Source organism: Streptomyces sp. NPDC043176, from assembly GCF_056436715.1.
Map to the genome: position 1 here is coordinate 189,197 of NZ_JBWKCA010000013.1, position 24,524 is coordinate 213,720.

Genomic DNA, 24,524 nt, shown 5'->3' on the forward strand with positions numbered 1-24,524 from the left:
CCAATCCATCTGTCTCGCGACCTGTTACACGCAATGTCGCCTTTGTGGTCTGGCGGCTTCCGCCGTTCGTCGTGAAGATGCCCGCCGTACGAGCGAACGGGGAAGCGGCATGGGAATCGCCTGGGGCACCAAAGCTGGGGAGAAGAAGCAGGAGGAGGCATGCACGGACGGGTGGCCCGGTGTGCCCGTCCAGCGGGCTGCCCGGACGGCCGACACACCTCGTCCCGCGGAGGTGGATCCGACTGCCACCGAGGTGACGCGGTTACTGTGCCAGGCGGTCTATGCGCGGCCGGATCGAGTGAAGGAGCTTAAGGCGTGGTGGCGCAAGTTTCGGGGGAAGAGCGCGGCTCCGAAGAAGCCGCGGCGTAGTACACGCAGGCCCATCTACCTGGAGGGCAGTGACGATTGCCCTCCGCTGGGCGAGCCGACGGCACAATGGGTTGTCGACCATGTGTTGAACGGTCCGCTGGTGCCTGTGCCGTCGTATGGGTTCGATCTTGTCCCGATGGTGGCGCACAGCTTGCGTGCACGTCGCGGGCGGTGGTTACGGCGTCTTTGCTTCCTGTTGCTCCTGACGGCGGCCGGGTATGTCTCTCCGTGGGCGACGGCGATCTGGGTGACCGCGGTCGTGGTCGCCCTCACCATGAGGTGGGCGGCGTTTCGAGCGCAGCGCAAGAAGAATCTCAACAGTCGGCTGGCCCGCCGCCCATGGTTGGCGTGTCTGCCTCTCGTCGCTCCGTGGATGCTGGCGCTGGTGCCGTACGAACCGGTGCCGGAGGTGAGACTTGGGCTGGTCGCGGTGCCGGTCGGCCTACTTGCTGGGATGGCAGTGGTGTACGTCGGGGACCGGTTGGTGGCGAGGGCCGCTCTGTCTGTGCTGAGTCGCAAGCGGGTCTCCCGCGACGCGCTGCCGTGGACGTCGCCGAGGGCTACCCGGAGGCTCGCGAAGATCGGGGAGGAGCAGGAGGGGCGCCAGCTGCCCTATGACGCCTCGCAGCACTTCATCGGCGCCGGGCGCGATCTCTGGGGAGCCGCCCACATCAACATCCCTCTGAAACCCATGGACCCCGAGGAGTCGGTCAAGCCCTTCGGCGAGGCGGAACTGCTGCGGCGCGTGGGTGCGGCACTCGACGAACTGGGACGGGGTGCACGGGAGATCACGGACCCGCTGCCAGGGTTCTCTATGGAGCGAGTTCTCGGGTTGCCGGCCCACCTCTGGCTACAGCGGACCCGGGAGGCGAACGGGGAAGCGCCGGATCTGACTGGCCGGGGTCGTAAGTCGCCCTCCAGTGAGCCGACGCGACTCTATCTGCGCGCGCAGTGCATCACCTGGGACGGCCAGGTTGTGGTCAGCGTGTTCGTTCACGCTGCCCTGGAGGCAGGCGAGTTGCGTCTGACCGTACGGCCGCACGTCATGACCCCGCTCTACAACGAGCTGAAGGTGACAGCGGTCCCCGTCGGCAAGCGTGGTGCGCGGCTGCTCAGGTGGGTGACGGTCCAAGCCCTCCTGGACGCGGCTGTCGGCCCCTTGACGTTGTGGCGCCTGGTCGCCCGGATCGCGCTCGGAGAGAGCATCGAGGGTCGGGCCGAGGAAGAGGACCCTGTGAGCCTGCGGGACCGCTACTCGACCGAGGAAGTCACTGACATGCATCAGAGTGATGACGCCAAGCGGCATGTCGTCCTCATAGAGACCTGCGTGTTCCGCACCGTCGCTGCCTACTTGCGGGACCTGGGCATCGACACAACCGCCTACGACCAGCAGGTGGCTGCTGTGACCAACAACATCCAGATCTATGGCGACAACAACGCGCCGATCCAGAATGTCGTCGGTAACGGCAACAGCAACATCGGTCAAGGCTCTACCAGCCAAGGAGGAAAATGATGGCCATTGGACGACGTCGACCTGACCCCACACCCGAGTCGGGACACGGCACGGGCATCAGCATCGGCGGCAACAACAACGCTCCACTCCAGAACGTCGTCGGGCAGAACATCTCTCATGTGCACCAGGCTGCATCGGCCCACGGGGTCACCGACGTCGACGCCGTACGAGCCCTCCTCGTCGCGTTCCGGGTGGATCTGGAGCGCAACGCGGCGGGTCTGCCGCACATGGAAGCTCTGAGATCCATGGCGGGCACCGCGGACGACTCACTTGCGGCTCCGGCCGAGCAGGCGCACACGCTGAGGGGGATCGCACAGGCACTGCCCGCACTTGTCCTCGGGACCGCTGTCCAGCAGAGCGGACAAGCTCTCGCCACGGCCATCGGCGGGCTACTGACCTGAAGCTGGGGAGCGCATCCATTGCCCGATCAGGAGGCATGTGGAGCCGGGGCTGGAGGAGGATCTCGCACTCGGCTCCCAAACGGCCCCAGAGACCACTCAGGGACCCGACCCGCTCTCGCGGATAGGGCCCCTGACCTGGTCTTTCACCCGTTGCCGATGCGGCCTCGCCACGCTGGTTCGGGCTGGTTCGGGCTGGATGGCTGCGGGCTGTTCGAGCCGAAGCCCCCTGGAAACGTGCAGACTGTGTGAATGAGCCAGCAGGACAAAATGGATGCGATCTTCGGTTCCATCGCTAGGCGCATGCAGGACGACTTTGAGACGACGCGCGCCTTGGTGAAACACAAAGGGCTGAGGGGAAAAGCCGCCGAGAACAACCTGGTCACCGAATTCCTCCGTAGGTACCTCCCTGCCACCGTGCTGGTACGTCAGAACGTGGAGATCATCAGCAGCGTAGGCGACCACTCCACCGAGTGCGACGTACTCATCTGTGATCCCTCGACGCCACCGATGTGGTCTGCACATGGCGTTGATGTTGTTCCCGTTGAGTGCGTGCACGGCCTGATTGAAGTGAAGTCCGTCCTGACGGAAGGCGAGCTGTGGAAGGCGTGGAAGGACGCCGCCGCCATCAAGCGATACGCGAAGACAGCTTGGATCCTCAGGGCGACCGAGCCGATCTTCAAACCGGTGCTCCAGCGGTATGGCAAGGAGTACGACTACTTCCCGACTTTGGGCTTCGTCTTTGCCTTCCCCACGCCAACGTCGTTGCAGAGACTGAGCGAAGTCATGTGGGAGCTTGCCCAGAACACGGATCCTGAGCATCGTCTGGATGGGGTGTGGATCCTCGACAAGGGATCGCTCACGTGGCTCTCGGCGGCCGGCGAGTGGTTGACTGCGCAGGCTGGCGACCCGTGGCTGCGGCGGATTTCGCCGCCGCCAGGAGGATCTCCGCTGCCGCTCATGACCATGCAGTTGCAGGCTGTCTTCCAGCCGACGCTCATGCGGCCGTTCCGAGTCGGCGATTACATGGGGAACCTACCGTTCGGCACGGGTGACATCATCGGGCCAGAGGTGCCGGCGACGGCTCCGTCGTGGCTTGGGAAAGACGTGTAGCCGTTGGATCTTCATGTTGCTCTCGGGCGCGGGCTTGGTCCTTGTGTCGGTCGGTGTGCGGGCCGACCACGAGGGATGGTCTTGGCGCCGTCCATCGCACCCCAGCACGCCCCTGCACTCGGCGCCCGCACCGGCTCGCCCGCTCCTGGTGATTGCGGTTGAGCACAGACAAGGTGATCACCCCGTGGTTGCCCTCGCGAGAGCACAACGCACTGGGGCGGGAGTTAGAGCGTGGATCATCGACCGGTCTGTGCCCGTCCCAGCAGGGCACCGTCTGCGAAGACGGTCTCGCGGTAGGAGTTGCGTACGGCGGTGAGCGGTTCGCGGTCGCGGGTGAAGTAGAGCTTGTTGGTGAGGAGGATTGCCCAGCGCTGCTGCTTCGGGCTGATCCACATACCTGTGCCGGTGAAGCCGTAGTGGATCCAGATGTCCTCGCGTAGTTCGGTGTCAGGAGCGGGGTGCCAGAAGAGGCCGCGTGCAGGGGTGAGTTCGCCGGTGCGGATGCGTAGGGAGTCCGCGATCCAGGTCGGGCCGAAGGCGGCCTGCGTCGGGGCGAGCATGTGCTGGAGAAAGCGGCTGAGGTCGGTGAGGGTGGAGAAGGCGCCGGCGATGCCGCAGGTGCCGCCGAGGAGGCGGGCGGAGAAGTCGTGGGCGGTGCCTTTGAGGTGAGCGCCGGTTTCCTCGTCGAGTTCTGTGGGGGCGCAGCGGGCGATCGTGGCTGCAGGCAGGGGGCCGAAGCGGGTCTCGGTCATGCCGAGGGGGTCCCAGATTCGGCTTGCGGCCAGGCGGCCGAGGGGTTGGTCGGCGAGATACTCGGCCAGGTAACCGAGGGTCAGGGCAGCTCGGTCGGTGTACTCGACGGCCTCGCTGGGGGCGCGATGGAGGCTCTCATGGAGGACGCCGTCGCGGATGTCCTGGGGATCGGTGCCGTAGAGGTTCTTGAGGTTGGCACGTAGAGGCAGGCCGGCCGTGTGGGTCAGGAGCTCGTGGGTGGTGACCTGGGCGAGCGGGTGGCCGGTGACCTCGGGCCAGAAGGTGCCGAGCGGGGTGTGGAGCTGGAGCTTGCCCTCTTCGACGAGGGTGCCGATGACGGCCCACACGGCGACGATCTTGGTGAGGCTGGCGATGTCGAAGACGGTGTCGAGCCGCGTCGGCTCGTCGGGACGAGTCGGGTCGAGGAGGCCGACCGCCCCGCTCGCCGTCGTGCCAGAGGCGTTGCCGACGGCCCAGACGGCTCCCGGGTAGACCCGGTCGCGGACACCGTCCTGGAGGAGCTGCTCAATGCGCGGGATGTCGAGCGTCATGGTGTTCCGATCGTAGTGAGAGGGCCGGTCATGGTGGGGGTGCGCCACGGGTGATCAGGCGAGTCGCCTGCCGAGCTCGGCGAGGGCTTTGGCGGTGGCGCTCAGAGGGAACCGGGCTGCGTTGGTGGCGCCGGCCGCGCGGAGCGCCGGCAGGAGGCCGGGGCTGGTGCGGAGGCGGTCGAGTTCGCGGGCGACGGCGTGCGGGTCGGCGAAGTCGGTGGCGAGGCTGGTGCCTCCCAGTGCCTCGGTGAGGCCGGGGACGGGTTGGTGGAGGACAGGGAGGCCGCATGCCTGGGCTTCGAGCGCGACGAGGCCCATGGCCTCCAGCGTCGTGGAGGGCATCACCAGGACGTCGTGGTCGGCGAAGGTCCTCCAGAGCTGTGGCCAGCGTAGCCAGCCGAGGTAGTGGACGTGTACCCCGCGCTCGTGAAGGCGGGGGCGAAGGGCATGGAATTCGGCTCGGGGTGCGGCGATGGACAGCTCGGCGGACTGAGTGAGCGGGAGGGCTGAGAGGAGGGTGTCGAAGCCCTTCTCGGGGGTGAGGCGGCCGGCGTACAGGATCCGCAGGTGGCTGGAGGGCTGGTTCCGGCGTCGTGGGGGAGGGGTGGCGATGAGGTGGTCGGGGATGCCCCAGGGGATCTTCTCGATCTTGCGGCGTCTGGTGTCGGGGACGAGGAGGAGCAGTCGGTCCGCCATTGCGCCGGTCGGCACCACGATCGCGTCGGCGGCCCAGGCTGCCTCGCGCAGGGTGGCCAACTGTTCGGGATACGTTTCGGCGAAGAGGAGGTCGGTCCCGTGGACCAGGGCGATCCGAGGGAGCTTCGGGAAGGCTCTGAGCAGAGCTGGTGTGGCGCCGAAGGCCAGATGCTGCAGATGCAGGACTCCGGCGTCGCCCCTATCCACCGCCTCGGCCAGTGCCTGCTGGAGGGCGACGACATAGCGGCAGAAGGCGTACCCCGTCAGGCACTTTCCTGGCGCATGCACCAGCTCCAGACCCGGCGGCATGGACGGCTGCAGTCCCCTGTGCTCGGGTGCGAGCATGAAGGCCCGGGCGGGGAGGAGGGGAGCGCGGCCGGTGTACAGATCGAGGAAGAGCTCGACGCTTCCGCCGGGGCTCGGGAACGGCAGGTCGAGGGCCGTGACGACGGTGGGGTTCACGCGGGGCCTCCCGGGTTCTCCTCGTAGAGGCGGGACGTTTCGATGCCCTGGCTGGCCCGGTATTTGAGGCCGTGGTTCTGGTAGCTGGCCGTGGCGCCGAGGGCCTGGAGGAAGACCAACTTGCCGAACTTCATGCGCGGGTAGACCCGGACCGGTCGGCTCGCCCGGATCTCCAGCGTCCATCGGATGGCGTGGCCCTGGTGCCCGAAGGGAGCGGAGACGTGGACCCAGATGCCGAGCGCCCCGATCGTCCGGTCGCCGTTGAGGAACTGCGCGTACGCCTCCGAGCCGGTCCGCTCGTACGTCGTCCCCAGGTAGAGGACCTCCGGCCGCAGCACGTACCCGGACTCGGGGATCGGCACTTCCTGGAAGTCGGTCGGCCTCGCGGCGTCCAGGGAGCCGTCGTGGAAGCGCAGGGTGTCGCCGAGACGCCAGTCGTAGGCGTTGGGGGAGATCCTCCGCGGCTCGTACGGTTCGATGGTGATCTCGCCGGCGGCCCTGGCGGCGGCGATGGCGGGGCCGGTGAGGATCACGAGGCCACCGCCCCGAGGGCGGCGAGGTCGCGCCAGTACGCGGAGGGCTGGGGGCCGGCGGACGACTGGTACTTGCCCGCGTAGAGGGCCACCGGGCCGACCGACACGAAGAACATGATCTGGCCGATCCGCATACCCGGGTACACGCGGAGCGGTCGGATCGGGGAGAGCATGAGCGTCCACTGGCCGTGGAAGCCGATGTCCCCGATGGGAGCGGTGATCTCCACGAACAGGCCGAGGCGGCCGATTGAGGAACGTCCGAAGAGCAGGGGTACGAAGGTGTCCGAACCGACCTCCTCGATCGTGTGGCCGAGGTAGAGCTGGCCGGGCTGAAGCTCGAAGCCGTCCGGACCGATCTCGATCGACTCGGTGGCGTTTGGCCGGTGGGCGTCCAGGGCGTGTCCGGTGTACGTGAGCAGGGTCCCGCCGAGACGGACGTTATAGCTGTTCGGGTTCACCTGCGTCGGCTCGAACGGGGAGATACGGATGCGGCCGTCGGCCGTGGCCTGGGTGATCTCGGGGCCGGTGAGGATCATCGGGATTCTCCATCGGTGAGCGTGCGCTGCACGGCCTGGCTGAGACGGACGCCGGCCTGCCGGGTACGGCCTCCGAGGTACGCGTCGGCGAGATAGCCGGTGGTCAGTACGGTCGGCAGGCGGTCGGGCAGGGGGCGGGGCGCGGACACGACCGGGCCCGCCTGCTCGGTGAGGTGGGCGAGGAGGGCCGCAGGATCTGCGAGGAAGCGCTCCGGCACGAGGGCGTGTACGAGCTTGTTGTTGAAGGGCTCGATGGCCAGGAGGTCGCCCTGCGTGAGTACGGTCCCCAATCTGGGATACCGAAGTGCGGTCTCGTTCAGCAGGACGGCTTCGACGCCCAGACCGTTGTGGAGGCGGCCGGCGACGTCGGTGAGCAGGGCGCGACGGTCGAGCAGGCCGTTCGCGTACGGGGCCCGGAGCGGACCAAGCGGCGTGCGCAGCTCCTCTCGGATGGCGTCGATGGCCTCCCTTACGGGGGCGAGTTCTCGGGGGAGGTCGGCTGTGGGCGGGAAGGAGTCCACCCGGGCTGCCCAGCCGGCGCCCACGGGCTCGGCCAGCGCATACCCGGCCGCGAGTTCACGCCCCTTGAGAACGAGCGTGTCTCCCACGGGCACCGGCCCCGGCCGCTCGCTGTGACAGTGCCCGGCGAAGACGACATCCAGGAACGGGCAGGCAGCAGCCAGCTTGAGATCCTCGTCGACCCGGAGTGGCTGAGCACCACCCAGGAGTCGGCCTGGTGGTGATGGGTCAGCATCAGCTCGCGCAGTGCCTGGACCGGTTCGGTGACACGGTGTCCGGCGCGCTGGTCGGCGGGGATGGCGTTGAACGCCTGGGGACCGATGACGCCCGTGACGGCGACGCGGCGGGTGCCGACATTCACGAGGCGGGCCGGACGGAAGAGCGGATTGCCGGTCTCGGCGTCCACGGCGTTCGCGCACACCGTGATGCCATGGAGGTCGGACTCGAAGTGGTGGACCCAGCCATGGTTGTCAGGGGCGACGGCGTCGTAGAGGCGGACCAGGACGTCCCGCTCGATGCGGCCCTGTCCGAGCCGGTAGTAGCCCGTGCCCTCGAAGAAGTCCCCGCAGTCGACGACGAGGCTGTCGTACCTTCTGGCGTGCAGGTGCGTGAGCATCGGTACGGCGTCGTCGAAGGCCGAGTGGAAGTCGGTGGTGGCGATGATCCGGCGGAGGTGTCTGGCTGCGGTCATGGGGTGATCTCGCAGATGTCGGCGCCGAGGACGAGGAGCTTGCCGGACAGGTCGGCGTGGCCGCGGCGGATCTGATCCACCCCGCCGAGCGTGGTGACGCCACGGGCAGTGAGGCCGGCGACCATCAGCGCAGAACCCGTGCGGATGTCGGTCGCCTCCACTCCGGCACCCGTCAGCCTCTGGGGGCCGGTGAACCGGCATTCGGTCGAGGACAGTTCGGTGATCTCCCCGCCCATGCGGACGAGCTGGGGGATGAGGTTGCTGTGGCGCCCGGGGTTGATCGGGTCCGAGAACAGGTGCGTGCCGGGGAAGCCCAGGGCGAGCCCGAGCAGCGGCGGTTCAAAGTCGGCGTCGAGGCCAGTGGGGGCGAGGGTGGCCATGGCCCGGAGGGGCCGACCGGTCGGCTGAGTGTCCCGACCGTTGACGACCAGCGCTTCGGGCTCTTCGGCCGTGGGGATGCCCATCCGGTTCAGCGCCGCGATCAGCGGACCGACGTCAGATCCTCGGACGCCCTCGATCCGCGCGGTGCCGCCGGTGGCGGCCACGGCACAGGCCAGGGTTCCGGCCTCGATCTTGTCTCCCGGCACTTTCCAGACGGGCGCGTCCCCTGAGACCGAAGATGGCGGGGCGAGCGTGAGGACGCGCTCGCCCGCACGGTACGCGTACCCCTCGGCTGTCAGAGCGTCCAGAACGCAGAGGACCTCCGGGGAGAGGTTCGGCTGCCCGAGCCGCAGCGGCGCACCTGCGACCACGGCGCGCAGCACCGCGGCGATCGTCGCCCCGCGCGAGCGAAATGGCAGGGCCAGCGACACCGTGCCAGGGACCGCCTTGCCGGCTTCGACCACGTACCCGCGATCATCCACTCGGACGCGGTCGCCGAAGGCTTCGTACACCTTGAAGTGCTGCTCCATCCCGCGGTCGCCGATCCGGCAACCGCCGGGCCAGGGGAGCCCGGCTCGACCGCACAGGGCGATCAGGGCGGGGACGAGGTAGTACGAGGCGCGGATGCTGGAAGCGTCCTCGCCGAGCCCGTTGGCCTTCGGGGCCGCCTCGCCGGGGAGGACGAGGACGGTGCGGCTGTCACCGACCGAATGGGCGGTGTTCCATCCCGCCTGCCGCAGCAGGCCGAGCAGCGTCTGGACGTCGGAGCTGGCGGGAACGTTGTCGAGACGTACGGGGCGCAGGAGGGTGGCCGCAGCCGCGATGAGCGGGAGCGCGGCGTTCTTCGAACCGTCGACCGTCACGGCACCGGCTAGGGGCCGGCCGGGCCAGATCGCGATCACCTGGGACGTAACGGCGGGGACGTGGGTACTCACGTACAACTCCTCTGCGTGGGAACGGATAAGGCGGAGACGGATCTGGCCGGGGATGCGCCGGCGACGTCGATCTCGGCCCAGCAGCACTTGCCAGAGCCCGCCGGCGCCGTACCGAAGCGGTCCGCGAGCACGCCGACCAGGAAGAGCCCGCGTCCGCCCTCGCTGTCCTCGTCCGGCAGCACGGCCGTCGGCAGAGTGGGGCTCGCGTCGCTGACCTCCACTCGCAGAACCGCGTCGGAGAGCTGGGCTACGACACTGATCGGCTGATGACCGGCGTAACGAACCGCGTTCGTGACGAGCTCGCTGACGACCAGCTCGGCCGTGTGGACGGCTTCCGACGCCGCGGGCACCGCCGGCCAGGCGGCTATGGCCTCCCGTACCTGGCGTCGTGCCACGGGCACGGCGGCCGGACTCGGCGGGAGGGAGAAGATGAGCTGGTGCGCTTCCACGAGCGGCCTCCAGAAGTCGGATCGACCACCCCAAGGAACAGCGCCGCCAGCGCACTTCGCGACGGCCTGTGCCCGTACTGCATCGTTCATGCAGAAGCTGCATGAAGCCTTCGTACGACTCGCCTACGCTGCGTCCGGAGGGGCATGCTCGACGCGGACGGAAGGGCATGGATGGCAGACGTGAAGACCGAAGCCGAGAAGATCGGCGAGACGATCAAACGCGCTCGCCTGCGTACCAGTCGCTCGCAGGCGGACGTCGCCACCGCGCTCGGCTACCACCAGTCGAAGATCAGCCGCCTGGAGAGCGGACGGGGCACGGAGGACACCCGGGTCTTACGCGCCGTCGCCGCCGAACTCGGCATCCCACTCCACCTCCTCGGCCTGAGCGGCCCCGGCCCGTCCGCAGAACCGACAGACGATCCCGAGACAGAAGACATGCGCCGCCGCACCTTCCTCGCCGCGAGCATCGCGTCCCTCGCGGCCCCCACCGCACCCGCCACGGCTGCCCACGACGACCTCGTCCGCGCACTCCTCCCCGGCCCACGCACGGCTTCCGCCCGAGTGGACGGCATGGACAAGGAGTCCCTGGAATCACGGATCGCCGTGGCTCGGCGCCTCTTCTACACCTGCGACTACGCAGCGCTGGAGGCCACCCTTCCCAGCCTCATCGCCGACCTGCGCGAAGCTGCAGGCGATCACCACGGTGACGCAGCGATGGCCGGGCTCCTCGCTACCGCTTACCAGACCTCCACAAGCCTGCTGCTCAAGCAGGGAGACCACGGCAACGCCTGGCTCGCCGTGGGCCGTGCCATGGCCGAAGCAGAACGCTGTGGTGACCCCGTCGTTCTCGCCTCCAGCGTCCGCGTCCACGCCCACGTCCTGACCCGTGAGAAGCACACCGCCCAGGCCGTCACTCTGGTTCGGCACACCGCGGGCCAGCTCGCAGGCTCATACGACCAGCGCTCCCCGCGCTACCTCGCGGCAGTAGGACTCCTTCTCCTGCGAGGCGTGACTGCCGCCAGCACGGCTGGCAACCGTGCCGCCACCCGCGAATTCCTCGACGAGGCCCGGGACATCGCCCACTACGTCGCACTCGACCGCCCCGACGCCTGGGCCAACTTCAGCCCCACGAACGTCGCCCTCCACGCGGTGAGCGCCTCCGTGGCCTTCGGCGACGCCGGCATCGCCCTGAACACCGCCGCGCCCCTCATGCGCCGCCACATCCCCGTCCCCGAACGCCGGGCGGCGCTGTGGGTCGAGGCCGCCCGCGCCTACAACCAGCAGGGCCGTCTCGCCGAGGGCTACCAGGCCCTCCGCATCGCCGAGACCTGTGCCGCCCAGGACGTACGCCGTCCCGCCGTCCGCGACCTGGTCGCCGACATGGCCGCCCGCGATCGGCGACGTACGCTGCCCGAACTTCACCACTTCAGCCGCCGACTGGGAGTCCCCGCGTGACAGCACAGCCGTTCCTGTACGTCGTCGTCTGCGCCGCCGGCATCGCGGGCGACGCACACAAGTTGATCACCGCCGCGCAGGAGCAGGGCTGGGGCGTCGGCGTCATAGCCACGCCTCAGGGCCTCGGCTTCCTCGGCACCGAGGCGATCGAGGCCCAGACCGGCTATCCGATCCGCTCGGCCTGGCGCAGCCCCAGCGACCCGCGTCCCCTCCCGCCCGCCGACGCCATCGCCGTCGCCCCGGCCACCTTCAACACGATCAACAAGTGGGCGGCCGGCATCGCCGACACCCTCGCGCTGGGCATCCTGTGCGAGGCGTACGGGATGGGCATCCCGACGGTCGTGCTGCCATACGTGAATGCAGCCATGGCCGCGCATCCGGCGTACGGCCGGAACCTGGAGCAGCTGCGGGAGATGGGCGTGCTGGTCGGGGCGTACGAGCCGCACCGGCCGAAGGCGGGTGGGGGAGCGGACCGTTTCCGGTGGGAGGAAGCGTTGGAGCTGCTGGAGGGCAAGCTCGACTGAACGCGATCTCGCCCCCTTCTCACCATCGTGGCGGGCGTATTCCGTTTTGGAACGGGTTCGCTGTTCCGGTGCGGAACGGCATCCCTGAGAGCGAGCTGCGACCTGTTCACCGGGTGAACGTGGGATGTGCCGATCGGGGCAGTGTCTGTGTCAGCGGCTCCTTGGAAGGGAGCCCGACCACGTCGCCCTTGGCGTGGGTGTGGCAGGACCATGCTGATCTCTGTCTGCCGGCCTGTTGTGTGGGGGGCTTCCCGACTGCCAGATCCGGAAGGCGCCCCAGGCGCCAGGTGAGGACTTCGGTGACGTTGGGGGCGGTGTCGAGTTCGCGGTGGCGGGCGGCTTGGGTGAGGAGCGCGGCGGGGTCGTGGCCGGCTGTGATGGCGTCGTTGAGGGTGGTGGCGAGAGTGGGCCAGGCGGGTTCGGCGAGGATCTGCTCGGCCAGGCCGGGGAGCGCCTGGCGCACTACGGCGGCCTGCCGCTCCTACTGTGTCCTCGCCCCCGGCGGTCAGCTCATCACGGGCGTGCCGGATGCGGCCTTCGTCCTCGGCCACTACCCGGCGGGTCCGGAGGACGCCCGGGAGATGATCAAGCGTTGGTACACGAAGCGCACCTGCCGCGAGGACATCAACACCTACCTCGATCTGATCAACTACGTCTTCCGCGACCAGGACGACGACGTGACGTACACGCCTCATCACTGGGCCCACGTCCTGGACAAGATCCCCCAGTTGTTCGCGGAGGCCGGCTTCGCGAGAGCGTCGAGCCGTGGGAATTCGACCCGACGATGGCCAACCCGAGGCGTAAGTGGGCCAGCGTGTACGTCGTGGCGATCGGCTGAGGACGCGATTCGAGCGCCGCTGTCGGTGGGGTACGTGAGACTGTCGAGGTGTCGTCAATCGGTTATCTCATCCTGGCTGTTGAGCTTGCGGTCTTGGTCGCAGTCCCCCTCTTCCTGATTCCCGGGCCCGTCCAGCGCTGGGGGGTGCGTTCTTTGGAGCGCTTCGAGCGGATACGCCACGCCTCAGGGGTCCGTCGAGCCGCTCCGCTTCTGACGCAGATACTGGTACTGCCTGCTCGAATACAAGATCGTGTTGACGGTCATGGGCTGGCCCCGCTGTACGTCGTGCGCTGGTGGCGCGTCGCCCCGCTGGCGATGCCAATCAGGACACTCCAGTTCATCCTGCTGGAAATCGTCTTGATGAACGTCGACGACATAGCCGACTGGGAGCATCTGCGGTTGAGCGCGGATCCGGGGCCGACGCCCGGCGTGGTTCAGAAGCTGCTCAGCAGCGTGATCGCAGTGCCGATCGCCGTGCGTACCTGGAACCTGGGTGTGATCGGTCCGGTAGCCAAGATCACGGCGTTCGCCCTGCTCCTGGTCGCCGAGGTGTGGATCATCAAGCGCACCAACCTGACCAGCTCCGGCAGCGCCGCGACCCACGCGGCGTATGATCTGGAATCTCTGGCCGGGTACCCCGACAAGGCGAGTGCCCGAATGGAGTACCGGCGTTGCTGGCCGACCGTAGCTCTGTTGACGGTCGCAGCTCAGTGCGCCACAGTGCTCCGCCGTTGGGAGGAGACCCAGCCGGACTGCCAGATTCCACGAGTTTCTATGCAACCAGTCGAGCAAGTCATCTGGAGGGTCCACCGCACCCGCCGTGCCAGGGCCCGACGGCACAACGAACGCCAGTTCAAGGCGCACGCCGCCCTGGTAGTGGGAGCGCTACGAAGAGCCGAGGCCCGGCAGGATTCTGAGCCGGGGCGCGCCCTGGAAGACCTCATCGTGATGCTGCTGACTATTGCCGAGCGTTACGCCGAAGGCCGCATCGACGACCTTCTTGACGCTGACCAGCTCGTCGATGTGGCTCCGGCCACGCCGCGGGAGCGAACGCGAATGCTGACGGTGGGTGCCGTGGTCGTGCTGGTTATGGCCGGTGCGGCAACCCTTGGGTTGCCCGAGGCCGCACTCGTCCCACTTCTACCAGTGGTGGTGTTGTTCGTCGCGGTGGTCTTCAACCGCGGTCGGATGCCAACTGCTGGGCAGCTTAGCGACCTGATCATCCCCCGTTGAAATTCGCCTGCTTGGCGGACGACACCGATGGTGGGTAGACGGAGCGAGCGCTGGCCCGGACAGGCCGGCACTCCAGCGCTGCGGTCACAAGCGTCGCGCAGCCCGGTGACCGTCCGAGAACCCGTCGCGGGCCCTTGCCTCACGGGGAGGTCCGGTGAGAAGCAGGCCCCTACACCGGTATCGCATGGCCCAGGGCCGGGCGCTCGCGGTGGCCGTGGAGTTCAGGCCTGGATGAAGAAGGCTGGCTCGTACACCTGTGCCGTGCTGACGTCTTCGTACACCACGGTGGGCCGCAGCCGGTTCCAGCGGTGGCCGAGGAGCAGGGCGAGCCCCATGGGGCAGGCAAGGAAGAGGTGGATTCGGGGGGTGGTGCGGGCGGGCCGGCGCAGGGCGTTGCGAATGCCGACAGCGAGGGCGTTGGCTGCGGGGCTGTCGAGGATGGAGCGGTCCTTAGGACCGGTGGGGGGTGTGAGGATGAGGAGTTTGGATGCGGGGATGTTCTGTCCTTCGACGTATTCGAGGACGTCCTGAGTGAAGTCTTCGGCCCTGACCGTGATGTTGATGCCGACGGCGAGGTCCTCGCCCTGGCCGATGTCGTACTCCTCGACGGTGGGGGCGTATTCGGCGTCGTAGGTGTCGCGGGTGGACCACAGGTCTCCACGCTGGAGGACGGCGAGGTCGGCTCCGGTGACCATGCGGAAGGCCGTGCCGGTCAGGAACGCGGGGGCCAGGCGGAGGCTTCCCGACACGGAGATGTCGGTGCGGCCGGGCAGGCGGTCGGGGGCCGCCTCGATGTCGTCCTGGAGCTGTGCCCAGGTGGCGGGGGCGAGCGGGCGGCGTTTGGTGTATTCGGAGTCGGTTTCGAACCGGTCGATCCAGTTGATGGCGTGGTCGGCTTCGGCAGCGAGCGGGTCGGGTTTGAGGGTGGCGATCGACAGGATCGCGTAAGCGGGTCCCGTCTTGAGGCCGAGGCTGTCGACGGCTGTCTCGACCATGTCGAGGGTCAGGGTGCGGTGGCCGTCGCGGACCTGCTGGGCGACCCAGTTAGCGCCTTCGTCGACCGCGCGGCTGTCGTTGCGCAGACCGCAGACAGCCATCAGGAGCTGCAGCTGCTCGTACACGTGGGCCAGTTCTCGGGACAGGTCGAAGCGCAGGCGGGAGAGGAGCTCATGAAGCTCCGTTTCGCTCAGGCCGGCGTTCTGGGCCCAGCGGGTTCGTGCCTGGCCGGTCTTCGAGCGTGCGGTGCCGTCGGCGGCCTTGGGCAGTAGTAGCTGGGTGCGGGCGTCCCGTACGGCGATGAGGGGATCCTTGGGGTCCGGGGCCCGGTTGGTGACGATCGCGAGGTCCGCTTCGGTGCCGTCGGCAGTGAGAGCGCGCCAGGTTTTGGCGATCTTCTTCAGGATCGACGGACCGCCCGTGGGGCTGGGCTTGGTCAGGTACTCCTCGTTGACCGGTGTGGCGCTGCTGACGGTGTACTTGACCTGGGTGTAGGTGTGGGGCGGGGTGCGGCGCAGCAGGACGACGTCGTCGAGGTTGCCTGCGTCGTCGGCTTCGACGCCGACGGAGATGACGGGGTTGGCGGTGTGGATGGCGTTCTCGCGCAGGAGGTTGAGGCAGCCGGTCCAGGCGATGAGCCACTGATAGTGGTCGCCGGTGATCCTGACGCTGGTGGGGCTCGGCGCGGGCAGAGGTTCCATGGGCGCTCTCCGGGGTGGGGGCGTGTGGCGCTGCGGTGGGTGAATCGCACCGGCATCCGGCCGTTATTAATGCTGCGGCTGGTAGGGCGGGCCGTATACGGCGACCTGGGTGATCGTGTTGTCGTGGCAGGTCCAGGCGGCCATGTCCCAGTGCGGTGCTCGCAGGCCGAGGATGACGGCGATGAAGCTGTGGAAGGCGAGTTCGGGGTCGTTGAGGAGTTGGCGGTAGGTGGCTGCGTCGCGGGCGCTGGGGACGGGCCGGCTGGTGGGGTGGGTGTGCCATTCGCCGATCCAGACGCTGTGGTCCTGGTCGTAGGCCTGGTCGGCCAGGGTCTGCGCGTGGGCCAGGTCGCGGAGAAAGTAGGTGGGGGTCTGAACCGCGTCGGGGCCGGGGGTTCCGGCGTGCCGGACGATCACCGTGTCGTGAACGTGATGTCCCAGCAGGATGCCTCCGGTCTCTCTCCTGGTGTCGGCGGTGCGCAGCTCGTCGGTGATGACCCGGACGGCCTCTTCGGTGAGGCGGACGGCGGTGACGGGGCGCGGGGTCATGGGGCTTCGCAGGTGGGGCAGCCGGGGTGCGGTGGTGTGGCGGGGAGCCATCGGGTCTCGCAGGTTCGGCTCAGGTCGAAGGGTGGTGCGCAGTCGGGCTGCCGGCGCAGACTGATTAGGCCGTGTTCGCCGGGGAGGCGCTGGTCGGGGTGGCCGTGGCGCTCGAGGAGGGTGGCGACGGCGGTTTTGGCGGCGAGGTGGGCGACGAGGTGGAGGTCGGGGCCGACCGCGGTCATCGGTCGGTGTCGGGTGCCGGTGCCGTATCCGGCATCGAGTGCGGGTTCGGGATCGATGCCGCCGTGCTCGGCGAGCGTCTGGCGCCGGCAGGTGAGGCATCCGTGCTGGGGCCAGGGCCTCAGCCGCAGGACCTCGCCCAGGGCGCCGTCCTGCAGGACGCAGGCCATGATGGCGGGGATGCCGGCACGGCGGGCGAGGTGTCCGGTGACACGGCGGGCGGCGACGCCGTCGGCAGTGCAGACGACAAGGTTGCTTTCCTGGAGTAGCGGTCTGATCCGGTCGGCGTCGTCGATGACGTCGAGGACCAGGGGGACGACTGTGGTGTCGGGGCGCAGTGAGGTGAGTTCTTCGGCGAGGGCGGTGGCTTTGGGGCGGCCGACGTGGCGGCGGCCGGTGGTGTGGCGTACGAGGTTGTGCCAGGAAAGCCGGTCGGGGTCCACCAGGGTGAGGTGTCCAATGCCGTAGCCGGCGAGAGCGTGTGCGGCGGCGGATCCGATGCTGCCGGTGCCGACGAGCGTGACGCGTGCTGTTTGCAGGTCCCTGACGGGCCAGTGGTCCTGGATCTGGTCGATGCCGGTGGTCGGCGGCTCGACGAGGGAGCCGAGGGGGTATGCGCCGTCGCGTCCGATGCGCCAGGCGACGATGTCGGACACCTCGTGCTCGGGAAAGGATTCTTTCGCATCGGGCGCGTAGGTCAGGGCGAGGTACGGATTGGGGCCGGGGTTCTTGTATCCGCTGGTGAGGTGTTCTTGGAACACGGACAGGGGTATGCCCGTGCCGAGTCTGCCGCTCAGTTGGCGCCAGTAGAGATGGAGCATGGGGGCTACGCGGTACCAGCAGCCGGACAGGTGGACGTCGCCGCCAGCTGCGAGCAGGGTCGGGCCCGGTGTGGCGTCGACGGGGTGGATCACGCCGTCGGGAGCGGAGATCCCTCGGATGACGGCCAGGTCCTCGTGGTTGCCGCGCAGGGTCATCAGACCCCAGGGGCCGGCCTGGCGGATGGTGGCTGCGGCGCGATGGGGAACGAGGATCAGCACGAGGGCTCACTCCCGGGGTCTTGATGATCCCGTGCAGTGTCGGGCGCGGTCGCCGGGCTGCTGTGGGTGGGCTCCTTGGCGGGCGGGCGGGCGAGGAAGTGGTCGAAGCGGTCGTCCTCGACGATGCCGCGGTCGGACATCTGCGTGATGGCACCGTGCTTCATCAGCGCATACTCCACTTTCCATGCCGCGGCCTTCAGGAGCAGGTCGACCACAGACTGTCGGCCGGTCCACAGCGAGTCGGCACGCAGGAGACACAGGGTGCGATCGCCGTTGACATGCCAGCGTGACTGCGTCCACTCGGCCGGCTCGGGAACCGGGTCGAGAGGGAAGATGCGGGGCGGCACCATGGGATAGGCCTGCCGATAGGCCATGAGGACGTGGAGCCCCATGGTTCCTGTCCAGTCGGTGAGGTGTGCAGGCTGGGGCCGGTCGAATGGCCACAGCGGCAAGATGCCGTGCCAGCTCCCGGCGCCTTCGGCGTCATAGACGAGGTCGGGGAAGGCGCCGGTGATCTCGCGCTGGTCCCGTTCGAAACGACGTGGCTCGGTGGCCCACCATGTGAGGGGGGCTGGCTGGGCGGGTTTGTGAGGACCGGTGGTGGCCGTCATCCCTGAGGTGCGTCCTTGATCGGCCGAGGGGTGATGAGGGCGGGTGCGCCGGTGATCAGGGCCGGGGCTCCGGTGACGGGATTTGCGGGCTTCGGCAGGGCGGGGAAGGAGTCGCCCAGGATCTCCTGCCATAGGCGCAGGGCCTGGTCGGTGTGACCGGCCGCGGCCGCGGCGCAGGCCCGGTCGGCGAGCTCGGCGGCTTCGGCGAGCGCGGTCTGCAGACCGTCGTAGTCAAGGTCGGGCTGGATCTCACCGCACAGGTCGGCCGGGTCCTTCACGCCTTCGTTGACGCGTGCTGCCGCGGCGGTGAAGAAGGTACGCAGTCCGTTGGGGCGGTTACCGGACGTGGGCATGCAGTCGAGAGCGAGGACCTCGATGACGAGTGACTTGATTCGTCCTGTGACCGCAGCGTCGTGACGCCACTGCTTCAGGATGCGGACCAGGGGGCGAAAGTGCTCCCAGTCCCGTTGGCGGTCGGCCACGAGGTTGATCAGGTGCTCGGGGTCGGCGGGCACCCAGGTCTGGGTGAGCTTCTCGGGTATGAGGAGGGTGTCGTCGGCCTGCCGGAGGGCCGGCATCACGTCGACGGTGAACGCGTTCTCGTCGTCGGGGTCGTCGAGGAAGCACTTGACCGCGTGGTTCCTCGGCAGTGCCAGCCGGACTTCGTTGCCGTGGCTGCCGTTGGTCTTGCCCAGCAGCCGGTTGACCTGACTGCGGGCGTGGTCCAGGGCATGTTCGGCGCTGAGGCCGGCGCTGCCCCAGTCAGGGTGTTGGGAAGCGTCGTAGACGGCGATGATGTCGACGTCGTTGATGGGCTTGAGCTGGGTGCTACGGCGGAGTGATCCCGAGCCGAACGCTTCGGTGACATCGGGCTCGCTGATCAGCGCCCTCTTGAACAGATCACGCCGGTCCCGGGCGAGCCTGGTCTGGCCCACGTCCTCGTTGACGCTTCTCTGGAAGTCGTCAAACGCCTCGTCGATCCGCATGATGCCTCCTCGATCTCGCGTGTCCAGCCCTGGTTCCGCACCGAGTTCGGCCGCCTGGTGGGGCAGGCTTCGTCCGTGTTCGGGAGGCATCGGGCAGCTGTCAGCCAGCGTAGACGTCGCCACTGACAACGGCCCAGGGAAGGGATGCCCCGCCCCCGCTTCAACAGGCAGAGGGGAACGCAAATGAGCGGGTCAGTACCGAAACGCTACGACTCATTACCCTCGGCATGGCGTCGGCGGTGCTCGGGCTGGGCCGGCGTATCCGTGAGACCCTGCACGCGCAGCTGCGGGCCGAGTGAATCCCGTCGTTCGGAGCCATCCCACCTCGCTACGGGCGGCCAGGAGGCAACTCTCGCCTGTCGAACTCGCTGGGCGATGTCGTGTGATCACCTGACAACTGAGGGACACCCCCGGTAAATCTATGCGGGTGAACACCTCCGCCGGGCTCCCCGAGGCCAAGGATCAGGCCCCCCACGAGGACGGCCAGGCCGTTCCCGTCATCGAGAAGGTGAAGGGCTTCGTCAAGAAGAACGGGCCGAAGTTCCTCGTCGTCGGCGGCGCGGCCCTTGCCCTCGTAGCAGCCGTGGCCGCCCGTCAGGACGAGGAGCAGGGGGCCACCGAGGGTGCCGAGGACGCCGAGAAGTCCTCCGAATCCGCTGAGGGCGAGGATTCGAAGCGCGCACAGCATCAGGTGAAGGGTGCGCTAGTGGACCTCGGCGGTCGGCAGGCCAGCCAGAAAGCCCAGGAGAACTACCGCCGCGATGTAGGGGGCGACTTGCCTCCCGGAAAGACCTATCGACCGCCGCACTCCCGAGGCGGCTCGTCGTCTGAGGACGGCAGCCCGGACGTGTGAGCGAGTGTCGCAGCGCCCCGCTCGTCGATCATTCCTGGGGCCGTGCCTGTCAGGGCGTAGGCGCCAGCATCCACACCCCTACCGCCTCCGCCGCGAACGGCCTGAGCGTTACCAACAACTCAACTGCGAACACGCCTGCTTCAGGGCGCCGGGCCGACGGACCTCCGCACCGCTGAGTCCTGGCGGCTCCTGGAGGCCGGAGGGCCGGTGGTGGGGAGGTTTCCGCCACCGGCCGCTGGTTTTCAACAGGGATCTTCGTCTGTGTTCTCAGGTCCTTTGGGGCATGAGTTGACACCCGCGGTGATGATGCTGCACAACCGGGCGTATTCGAGCACGTCCTCGTGGGCCATGAACGGGATGAGGGCTTCGTGATGATCTACGGCGTAGCCGCACAGCATTTTGATCAGTTCCTTCGCAGCCGCCACTGAGTCAGCCTCGACTTCGGGGTTGTGGACGCGAACGCCGGCGGCCTGGAGCTCTTCGAGAGTGGCGTCATCGGCGAGGGCCTGTTCTTCGTCGGTGAAGGGGCGTCCGTCGAGGTGACGGAAATATCGGGTGCCTGAGGGTCGGCTGAAGTCCGTGTCGAACGGCAAGGCCGTGACGTGGAGACGGGGAGAGGGTCGGGAATGGGGAATCTCCTCTAGGGGCTATGTGTGTCCGTTCATGGTTCAGGGCTTGCTCGGGGCTGGAACCAGGCCCTGACCGCGCTCAGCGTGACCTGTCAGGAGGCGTATGCGGCGAATGGGCGAGCAGGTCCGATCATGAGTCCGAGCAGGCGGTCGAACTCGGCTCGCTCGTCCTCTGTCATGAGTTCGTGGGCGTTGCCGAGGTTTTTCTCGTCGAGCTGCTCCATGAACGGGACGAGGAAACGCTGGATGGCTTCGGGTGCTTCCTCGTACGTCTGGATATATTCCAGGTAGCGCGAGTGCTGGGCCTGCAGCTCTTCAAGGTCGATGCGGGTGGCCCGGAAGACTAGGGCTCGTTCCTCCTCTTTGAAGGGGCGGCCGTCTCGGTGGGACCAGGTGCCGGTTTCGCGGAAGTGCTGGAAGTCCGCGTCGCAGAGCAGGGCGACGATCTCGGGGCGGGCTTCAGGCTGGGGCATTTAGGGTTCCTTTCGGTTTGGGGTCGGAAGGTCAATTGTTTGGAGAATCGCCGGTTAGGCTAACCGGCGATTCTGGGATATCTTTCCGCCTCGTTTCGCCGGTCAGCGCCTCCTGCGGGGGTCATTTGCGGGCTTGGTGCTCTCTGCCCGCTGTGGTGAGGAGACGGCAGCGGTGCCTCGTGCGTGTGGGCTCCGGGAGTTCTGAGGGTCGGCGGGGAGGTCGGCCATCCGCCGTAGTCGCCACACGAGCACGTCGCTCATACGTTCCACTGTGTCCAACTCCCTTCGGGCGGCAGCCTGGTTGAGCAGGGCGGGGAGGTTGTGGCCGGCGGTCCGGGCTTCGTCGAGGGTGGCTGCGAGGGCGGGCCAGCCGGGTTCGGTGAGGATGCGGTCGGCCAGTTCGGGCAGGGATTGGCGTACGGCGGTGGCGTGGTGGCGCTGCCAGGTGGGGGCCAGGCGGCTGCCCTGTTGGTGGAGCAGGGCCATGGAGTGCCCGGCAGCGGCCGGGTAGGCGGCACGGAGGTGTGCGGCTGCCCGGTGGGCGGCTTCGGCCTGCTGGGCGTGCTGCTTCCTGGCGTGCCAGTGCGCGGCGGCGACGGCGAGGAAGAACAGCATGTCGATGACCATGGCCGTGGTGGCTCCGTCCTCGCCCCGGCCGAGGGCCGGACCGCTGTGGGCGAGGTCGCGGGCGGCTCGGTGCAGGGCGTGGTCGTGACCGCGTGCGGTACGGACGTGGGAACGGGAGGCGCGTTCGAACGCAGCTGCTGCGGCTTGGAGTTCGTGGCGGGTGTGGACGGCAGAAGTTTCGGCGAGGGCGTCGAGGACCTCCCCTGCGGCGGCGATCTGGGCGGCGATCACGCCGTCGTCTCCCTGGCCGATGATGAGCAGCGCCTGCCAGGCGGCGGTGGTGGCGCGTCGGCGTGCGGACGCGGGCCCGGTCACCGACGGCAGGGCCGGCTCCTGGGCGGGTTCGTCGGCCGGACTGGTCCAGCGTTCGCGGATGCGGGGCAGGGACAGGTCCGGGGCGAGCTTGGAGCCGGAGTAGAAGATGGGCTCACCCTTGGCGTTGCGGTCGCCGAGGAGGGCGACGGTGTAGCCGAGAGTGTCGCCGGACGGTGCGATGCGGCGCCGGATGAGTAGGCCGGCCGAAGCGAGGCGGTCGAAGAACTCCTCCTCGTTCGCCGCGCCGGCCGCCGAGCGGCGGACCGCCTCGCGGAGTTCTTCGCGCGGGGTGCGCTGCCGGCCGAGGCGGTCGGCCTTGTGGCGTTCGGCGCTGGTGGGGCGCTTGGCAGCGGTACCGTCCCCGGCTGCCACGCGATGGAGGTCGTAGTCGGCTTCGATCTGGCGGCATTCCGTTTGTGCGCGCTTGGCGGAGCGGTGGTGGTCGGGGCGGCGGCCGTCTTCGCGGACGAGGGTGGCGATGAGGTGGATGTGGTCGTCGGCGTGGCGGACGGCTGCCCAGCGACAGCCTGCGCCGTCGTCGGGGTCGATGCCGGTGGCGGCGACCACGCGGCGGGCGATGCTGGCCCACTCGGAGTCGGTGAGGGTGCGGTCGCCGGGAGCGGCGCGGACGGAGGCGTGCCACACGTGCGTGGCGGGGCGGCTGTCTTCGTCGAGCAGGTGAAGGGGTTCGTCCAGAAGCTGGGCGAGGTTGGCGAGGGTGGTGCTCGGGTCGCGGCCGGGGTCGGGGACGAGGCCGTCGAAGGAGGCGACGAGGTGGGGGTCGGTGTGTTCCTCGCGGCGGCCGGGGCCGTAGAGGTAGGCGAGCAGGCGGGCGGTGTTGCGGCCTTGCCTGTGGATGCGGGGGATCAAGCGGCGGTGCCTTCGGAGTTCGGGTCGGTAAGGCGGGCGGTGACGTGGCGGACGGCGTCGACTGCACCTCGGACGGCGGCGATGGTGTCCTCCAGGCCGTCGGGGTAGGCGCCGCTGTTGAGTGCGCGGGCGGCCTGGTTGAGGTTGTTGTTCGCGTGCCCGAGCTGGCGGCGGAGCGCGAACAGGGCGGTCAGGGCGTCTTGGCGGGTGGCGATGGCGGCCGCGGTGCGGTCGAGGTCGCGGGCGGCGGCGAGTCCGCTGTGGGCAAGGAAGCCGGCGATGCTCATGCCGACCGCTTCGGCGCCGGCGGCGACGGTCGCGTGCTCGGCGTCGCTGAGGCGGACGCTGTGCGCGCGGCGCTGCGTACGAGCGCGTACGCGGGGCTTGCCCCGGCGATGCCGCACCGGCTGCGGCCCGCCCCCGGCCGCAGCCCCTCCCTCCCGCGCCCCCTGGCGCGGGAGGGCGCCCGCCACCCCCGGGGCGGGCACCGGTTCGGACGCGCCCCCGACGGGAGAGTGTCCGAACCTCCAACTTGCTCCGGCTCGGGCAGGACTGGTGGACGTCTGCGACGGGTCGGGCTGGTCGTTCGGGAGGGACGGGACCGCTGTGGCAGGGACGGGGCGCTGCGCGGCAGGTGTCATGCGTGGATCCTTCTGCGAGGTGGAGGGAGAGGGCAGTCCGCGCTTCGTGGACGTCTCAACGGGTCTGGAGGCTGCCCGGAAACACGGAAGGGACGGGCCGGTCGACCCGGGGCGGGGTGACCCGGACCGACCGGAAGTGGCTTGACCTGCGGTTATTTCCGGTCAGTGGTCCTCGGGGGTTTCGGACGGCTCCTCGGGGACCGTCCCGTCGAGGAGCTTCTGGAGTTCTGTGAGCCGTTCGTTGCTGATGGTGTGACCGGCCGCGCGGAGGGTTGCCCGGATGGCCTTCCGGGTCTGCTCGCCCTCCATCTGCTCGACGATCGGGACGAACTCGTCGAGGTCCCCGGTCGGGGGACGGCCGACCTTGCGCGGACGTACCGGCGGCTCGTCGTCGACGGTTGCCTCGGCCGCGCGGTCCGTGTCTTCGGCGGCGAACGGGGCGGGGACGGGATGCGGGCGGGGACGGTCCCCTTCTCGCGGGTGCTCGGTCATCGCAGGTCCTGCTGCCTGGAGGCGGCTGGGGTCGGCCTCGTGGTTCGGCTGCGCGAGGTGCTGGTGGATCTGGCGCATGAGGACACCGAAGGCGAGGAGGGCTGCGGTCGGGGGTACGGCGGCGACGACGTAGTCGAGGACGGGGACGTCAGAGGGGTCGCGGGTGCCGGTGACGCCGGCGACGTTGAGGGCGATGGAGCCGAGGGAGCCGGTGGCGGTGAGGGCGATGGCCCACCAGTCGGGCTTGCGGCGCAGGCCTGCCCGGAGCATGAGGAGTTCGCCGGCGACGACGAAGGCGTCGAGGGTGGCGGGCCAGGCCCACATGCGGGCAGGGGAGTTGCCGAGGCCGTGGTCTCCGGCGACCTCGGCGAGGTGGGCGTAGGAGAGCCAGAAAGCGGCGGCGGTGAGGGCGATGATCACGGCACCGGCGGCGAGGAGGGTGTAGCGGTCGGCGGGGTGCGGGGCAGGGGAAGGCGAGGTCAAGCGGGGGGCTCCAAGGGCAGGGTGGTGAGGCGGCCGTCGAGGTCGGGACGGACGCTGGGAGAGGGAGCTGCCGCG

The 24,524-nt window shown here is 68.8% G+C and carries 24 protein-coding genes and 2 pseudogenes; 8 read left to right on the forward strand and 18 right to left on the reverse strand.

Annotated features, from left to right (window positions below; all coding sequences use genetic code 11):
* Positions 1–109: 109 nt before the first annotated feature.
* The 3 genes from AC067A_RS22560 to AC067A_RS22570 all read left to right on the forward strand — a co-directional run bounded on the left by AC067A_RS22560 (position 110) and on the right by AC067A_RS22570 (position 3,393).
* Positions 110–1,882 (forward strand): hypothetical protein, encoded by a 1,773-nt coding sequence (locus tag AC067A_RS22560; protein WP_389645522.1) that lies wholly within the window; start codon positions 110–112, stop codon positions 1,880–1,882.
* Positions 1,882–2,283 carry a hypothetical protein gene (locus AC067A_RS22565; RefSeq protein ID WP_479244276.1) on the forward strand — a complete coding sequence of 134 codons (402 nt, stop codon included), beginning with the start codon at positions 1,882–1,884 and terminating at the stop codon, positions 2,281–2,283. The genes AC067A_RS22560 and AC067A_RS22565 overlap by 1 nt, the downstream gene beginning before the upstream one ends.
* Before the next feature lie 249 nt (positions 2,284–2,532).
* Entirely contained in the window at positions 2,533–3,393 is an 861-nt protein-coding gene (locus tag AC067A_RS22570; RefSeq protein WP_479244277.1) for a DUF6602 domain-containing protein, read from the forward strand.
* Between the two features lie 236 nt (positions 3,394–3,629).
* On the opposite strand, the gene AC067A_RS22575 is transcribed toward AC067A_RS22570, so the two are convergent.
* The 7 genes and pseudogenes from AC067A_RS22575 to AC067A_RS22605 all read right to left on the reverse strand — a co-directional run bounded on the left by AC067A_RS22575 (position 3,630) and on the right by AC067A_RS22605 (position 9,899).
* Entirely contained in the window at positions 3,630–4,697 is a 1,068-nt protein-coding gene (locus AC067A_RS22575; protein WP_389645516.1) for a serine hydrolase domain-containing protein, read from the reverse strand.
* 54 nt (positions 4,698–4,751) lie between these two features.
* Positions 4,752–5,855 (reverse strand): glycosyltransferase family 4 protein, encoded by a 1,104-nt coding sequence (locus tag AC067A_RS22580; protein ID WP_479244278.1) that lies wholly within the window; start codon positions 5,853–5,855, stop codon positions 4,752–4,754.
* Positions 5,852–6,388, reverse strand: coding sequence for a dCTP deaminase (locus AC067A_RS22585; RefSeq protein ID WP_479244279.1), 537 nt, complete (start codon positions 6,386–6,388; stop codon positions 5,852–5,854). Before AC067A_RS22585 ends, AC067A_RS22580 begins: the two co-directional genes overlap by 4 nt.
* Positions 6,385–6,924: a dCTP deaminase gene (gene dcd / locus AC067A_RS22590; protein ID WP_389645508.1), complete on the reverse strand. Its 540-nt coding sequence runs from the start codon at positions 6,922–6,924 to the stop codon at positions 6,385–6,387. The genes AC067A_RS22585 and dcd overlap by 4 nt, the downstream gene beginning before the upstream one ends.
* Positions 6,921–8,134: pseudogene (locus AC067A_RS22595) on the reverse strand (bifunctional UDP-sugar hydrolase/5'-nucleotidase). The gene dcd and the pseudogene AC067A_RS22595 overlap by 4 nt, the downstream one beginning before the upstream one ends.
* Positions 8,131–9,450 (reverse strand): UDP-N-acetylglucosamine 1-carboxyvinyltransferase, encoded by a 1,320-nt coding sequence (locus AC067A_RS22600; RefSeq protein WP_479244280.1) that lies wholly within the window; start codon positions 9,448–9,450, stop codon positions 8,131–8,133. Before AC067A_RS22600 ends, AC067A_RS22595 begins: the two are co-directional and overlap by 4 nt.
* Positions 9,447–9,899 carry an ATP-binding protein gene (locus tag AC067A_RS22605; RefSeq protein ID WP_479244281.1) on the reverse strand — a complete coding sequence of 151 codons (453 nt, stop codon included), beginning with the start codon at positions 9,897–9,899 and terminating at the stop codon, positions 9,447–9,449. Before AC067A_RS22605 ends, AC067A_RS22600 begins: the two co-directional genes overlap by 4 nt.
* Before the next feature lie 171 nt (positions 9,900–10,070).
* Here AC067A_RS22605 and AC067A_RS22610 point away from each other — a divergent pair, with 171 nt between their 5' ends.
* Both AC067A_RS22610 and AC067A_RS22615 read left to right on the forward strand, forming a co-directional pair.
* Positions 10,071–11,354, forward strand: a complete 1,284-nt coding sequence (locus AC067A_RS22610) for a helix-turn-helix domain-containing protein (RefSeq protein ID WP_479244282.1) — start codon at positions 10,071–10,073, stop codon at positions 11,352–11,354.
* On the forward strand, positions 11,351–11,878 hold the full coding sequence (locus AC067A_RS22615) for a flavoprotein (RefSeq protein WP_389645495.1): 528 nt from the start codon (positions 11,351–11,353) through the stop codon (positions 11,876–11,878). Before AC067A_RS22610 ends, AC067A_RS22615 begins: the two co-directional genes overlap by 4 nt.
* 106 nt (positions 11,879–11,984) lie before the next feature.
* Here AC067A_RS22615 and AC067A_RS22620 read toward each other — a convergent pair whose 3' ends face one another.
* The gene (locus tag AC067A_RS22620; protein ID WP_479244321.1) at positions 11,985–12,341 is read right to left on the reverse strand and encodes a hypothetical protein; all 357 of its coding nucleotides are present in this window, start codon (positions 12,339–12,341) and stop codon (positions 11,985–11,987) included.
* Between the two features lie 25 nt (positions 12,342–12,366).
* On the opposite strand from AC067A_RS22620, the pseudogene AC067A_RS22625 reads away from it, so the two are divergent.
* Positions 12,367–12,716: pseudogene (locus tag AC067A_RS22625) on the forward strand (class I SAM-dependent methyltransferase); the annotation flags it as partial.
* 48 nt (positions 12,717–12,764) lie between these two features.
* On the forward strand, positions 12,765–13,949 hold the full coding sequence (locus AC067A_RS22630; protein WP_479244283.1) for a hypothetical protein: 1,185 nt from the start codon (positions 12,765–12,767) through the stop codon (positions 13,947–13,949).
* Between the two features lie 221 nt (positions 13,950–14,170).
* Here AC067A_RS22630 and AC067A_RS22635 read toward each other — a convergent pair whose 3' ends face one another.
* The 5 genes from AC067A_RS22635 to AC067A_RS22655 all read right to left on the reverse strand — a co-directional run bounded on the left by AC067A_RS22635 (position 14,171) and on the right by AC067A_RS22655 (position 19,066).
* A complete protein-coding gene (locus tag AC067A_RS22635) occupies positions 14,171–15,646 on the reverse strand; it encodes an SAVED domain-containing protein (protein ID WP_479244284.1) in 1,476 nt (491 codons plus the stop codon).
* Between the two features lie 66 nt (positions 15,647–15,712).
* Positions 15,713–16,195 carry a Mov34/MPN/PAD-1 family protein gene (locus AC067A_RS22640; RefSeq protein ID WP_479244285.1) on the reverse strand — a complete coding sequence of 161 codons (483 nt, stop codon included), beginning with the start codon at positions 16,193–16,195 and terminating at the stop codon, positions 15,713–15,715.
* The gene (locus AC067A_RS22645; protein ID WP_479244286.1) at positions 16,192–17,469 is read right to left on the reverse strand and encodes a HesA/MoeB/ThiF family protein; all 1,278 of its coding nucleotides are present in this window, start codon (positions 17,467–17,469) and stop codon (positions 16,192–16,194) included. The genes AC067A_RS22640 and AC067A_RS22645 overlap by 4 nt, the downstream gene beginning before the upstream one ends.
* The gene (locus tag AC067A_RS22650) at positions 17,463–18,080 is read right to left on the reverse strand and encodes a hypothetical protein (protein WP_389645481.1); all 618 of its coding nucleotides are present in this window, start codon (positions 18,078–18,080) and stop codon (positions 17,463–17,465) included. Before AC067A_RS22650 ends, AC067A_RS22645 begins: the two co-directional genes overlap by 7 nt.
* Positions 18,077–19,066: a hypothetical protein gene (locus tag AC067A_RS22655; protein WP_479244287.1), complete on the reverse strand. Its 990-nt coding sequence runs from the start codon at positions 19,064–19,066 to the stop codon at positions 18,077–18,079. Before AC067A_RS22655 ends, AC067A_RS22650 begins: the two co-directional genes overlap by 4 nt.
* Before the next feature lie 427 nt (positions 19,067–19,493).
* Between AC067A_RS22655 and AC067A_RS22660 the strand changes: the two genes are divergently transcribed.
* Positions 19,494–19,919: a hypothetical protein gene (locus tag AC067A_RS22660; RefSeq protein ID WP_479244288.1), complete on the forward strand. Its 426-nt coding sequence runs from the start codon at positions 19,494–19,496 to the stop codon at positions 19,917–19,919.
* Between the two features lie 242 nt (positions 19,920–20,161).
* On the opposite strand, the gene AC067A_RS22665 is transcribed toward AC067A_RS22660, so the two are convergent.
* The 5 genes from AC067A_RS22665 to AC067A_RS22685 form a co-directional block, all read right to left on the reverse strand.
* On the reverse strand, positions 20,162–20,512 hold the full coding sequence (locus tag AC067A_RS22665) for a hypothetical protein (RefSeq protein WP_479244289.1): 351 nt from the start codon (positions 20,510–20,512) through the stop codon (positions 20,162–20,164).
* Between the two features lie 128 nt (positions 20,513–20,640).
* Entirely contained in the window at positions 20,641–21,021 is a 381-nt protein-coding gene (locus tag AC067A_RS22670) for a hypothetical protein (RefSeq protein WP_479244290.1), read from the reverse strand.
* 102 nt (positions 21,022–21,123) lie between these two features.
* Positions 21,124–22,833: a relaxase/mobilization nuclease domain-containing protein gene (locus AC067A_RS22675; RefSeq protein WP_479244291.1), complete on the reverse strand. Its 1,710-nt coding sequence runs from the start codon at positions 22,831–22,833 to the stop codon at positions 21,124–21,126.
* The gene (locus tag AC067A_RS22680) at positions 22,830–23,237 is read right to left on the reverse strand and encodes a plasmid mobilization protein (protein ID WP_479244292.1); all 408 of its coding nucleotides are present in this window, start codon (positions 23,235–23,237) and stop codon (positions 22,830–22,832) included. The genes AC067A_RS22675 and AC067A_RS22680 overlap by 4 nt, the downstream gene beginning before the upstream one ends.
* Positions 23,238–23,636: 399 nt before the next feature.
* Positions 23,637–24,449 (reverse strand): DUF2637 domain-containing protein, encoded by an 813-nt coding sequence (locus tag AC067A_RS22685; protein ID WP_479244293.1) that lies wholly within the window; start codon positions 24,447–24,449, stop codon positions 23,637–23,639.
* Between the last annotated feature and the right edge of the window lie 75 nt (positions 24,450–24,524).

Excerpts from the sequence above, each read along its gene's own strand:
- AC067A_RS22570 (WP_479244277.1), top strand. The coding sequence starts at position 2,533 with ATGAGCCAGCAGGACAAAATGGATGCGATCTTCGGTTCCATCGCTAGG.
- AC067A_RS22560 (WP_389645522.1), top strand. The coding sequence starts at position 110 with ATGGGAATCGCCTGGGGCACCAAAGCTGGGGAGAAGAAGCAGGAGGAG.
- AC067A_RS22640 (WP_479244285.1), bottom strand. The coding sequence starts at position 16,195 with ATGACCCCGCGCCCCGTCACCGCCGTCCGCCTCACCGAAGAGGCCGTC.
- AC067A_RS22565 (WP_479244276.1), top strand. The coding sequence starts at position 1,882 with ATGGCCATTGGACGACGTCGACCTGACCCCACACCCGAGTCGGGACAC.
- AC067A_RS22635 (WP_479244284.1), bottom strand. The coding sequence starts at position 15,646 with ATGGAACCTCTGCCCGCGCCGAGCCCCACCAGCGTCAGGATCACCGGC.
- AC067A_RS22610 (WP_479244282.1), top strand. The coding sequence starts at position 10,071 with ATGGCAGACGTGAAGACCGAAGCCGAGAAGATCGGCGAGACGATCAAA.
- AC067A_RS22655 (WP_479244287.1), bottom strand. The coding sequence starts at position 19,066 with ATGCGGATCGACGAGGCGTTTGACGACTTCCAGAGAAGCGTCAACGAG.
- AC067A_RS22670 (WP_479244290.1), bottom strand. The coding sequence starts at position 21,021 with ATGCCCCAGCCTGAAGCCCGCCCCGAGATCGTCGCCCTGCTCTGCGAC.
- AC067A_RS22650 (WP_389645481.1), bottom strand. The coding sequence starts at position 18,080 with ATGACGGCCACCACCGGTCCTCACAAACCCGCCCAGCCAGCCCCCCTC.
- dcd (WP_389645508.1), bottom strand. The coding sequence starts at position 6,924 with ATGATCCTCACCGGCCCCGAGATCACCCAGGCCACGGCCGACGGCCGC.
- AC067A_RS22575 (WP_389645516.1), bottom strand. The coding sequence starts at position 4,697 with ATGACGCTCGACATCCCGCGCATTGAGCAGCTCCTCCAGGACGGTGTC.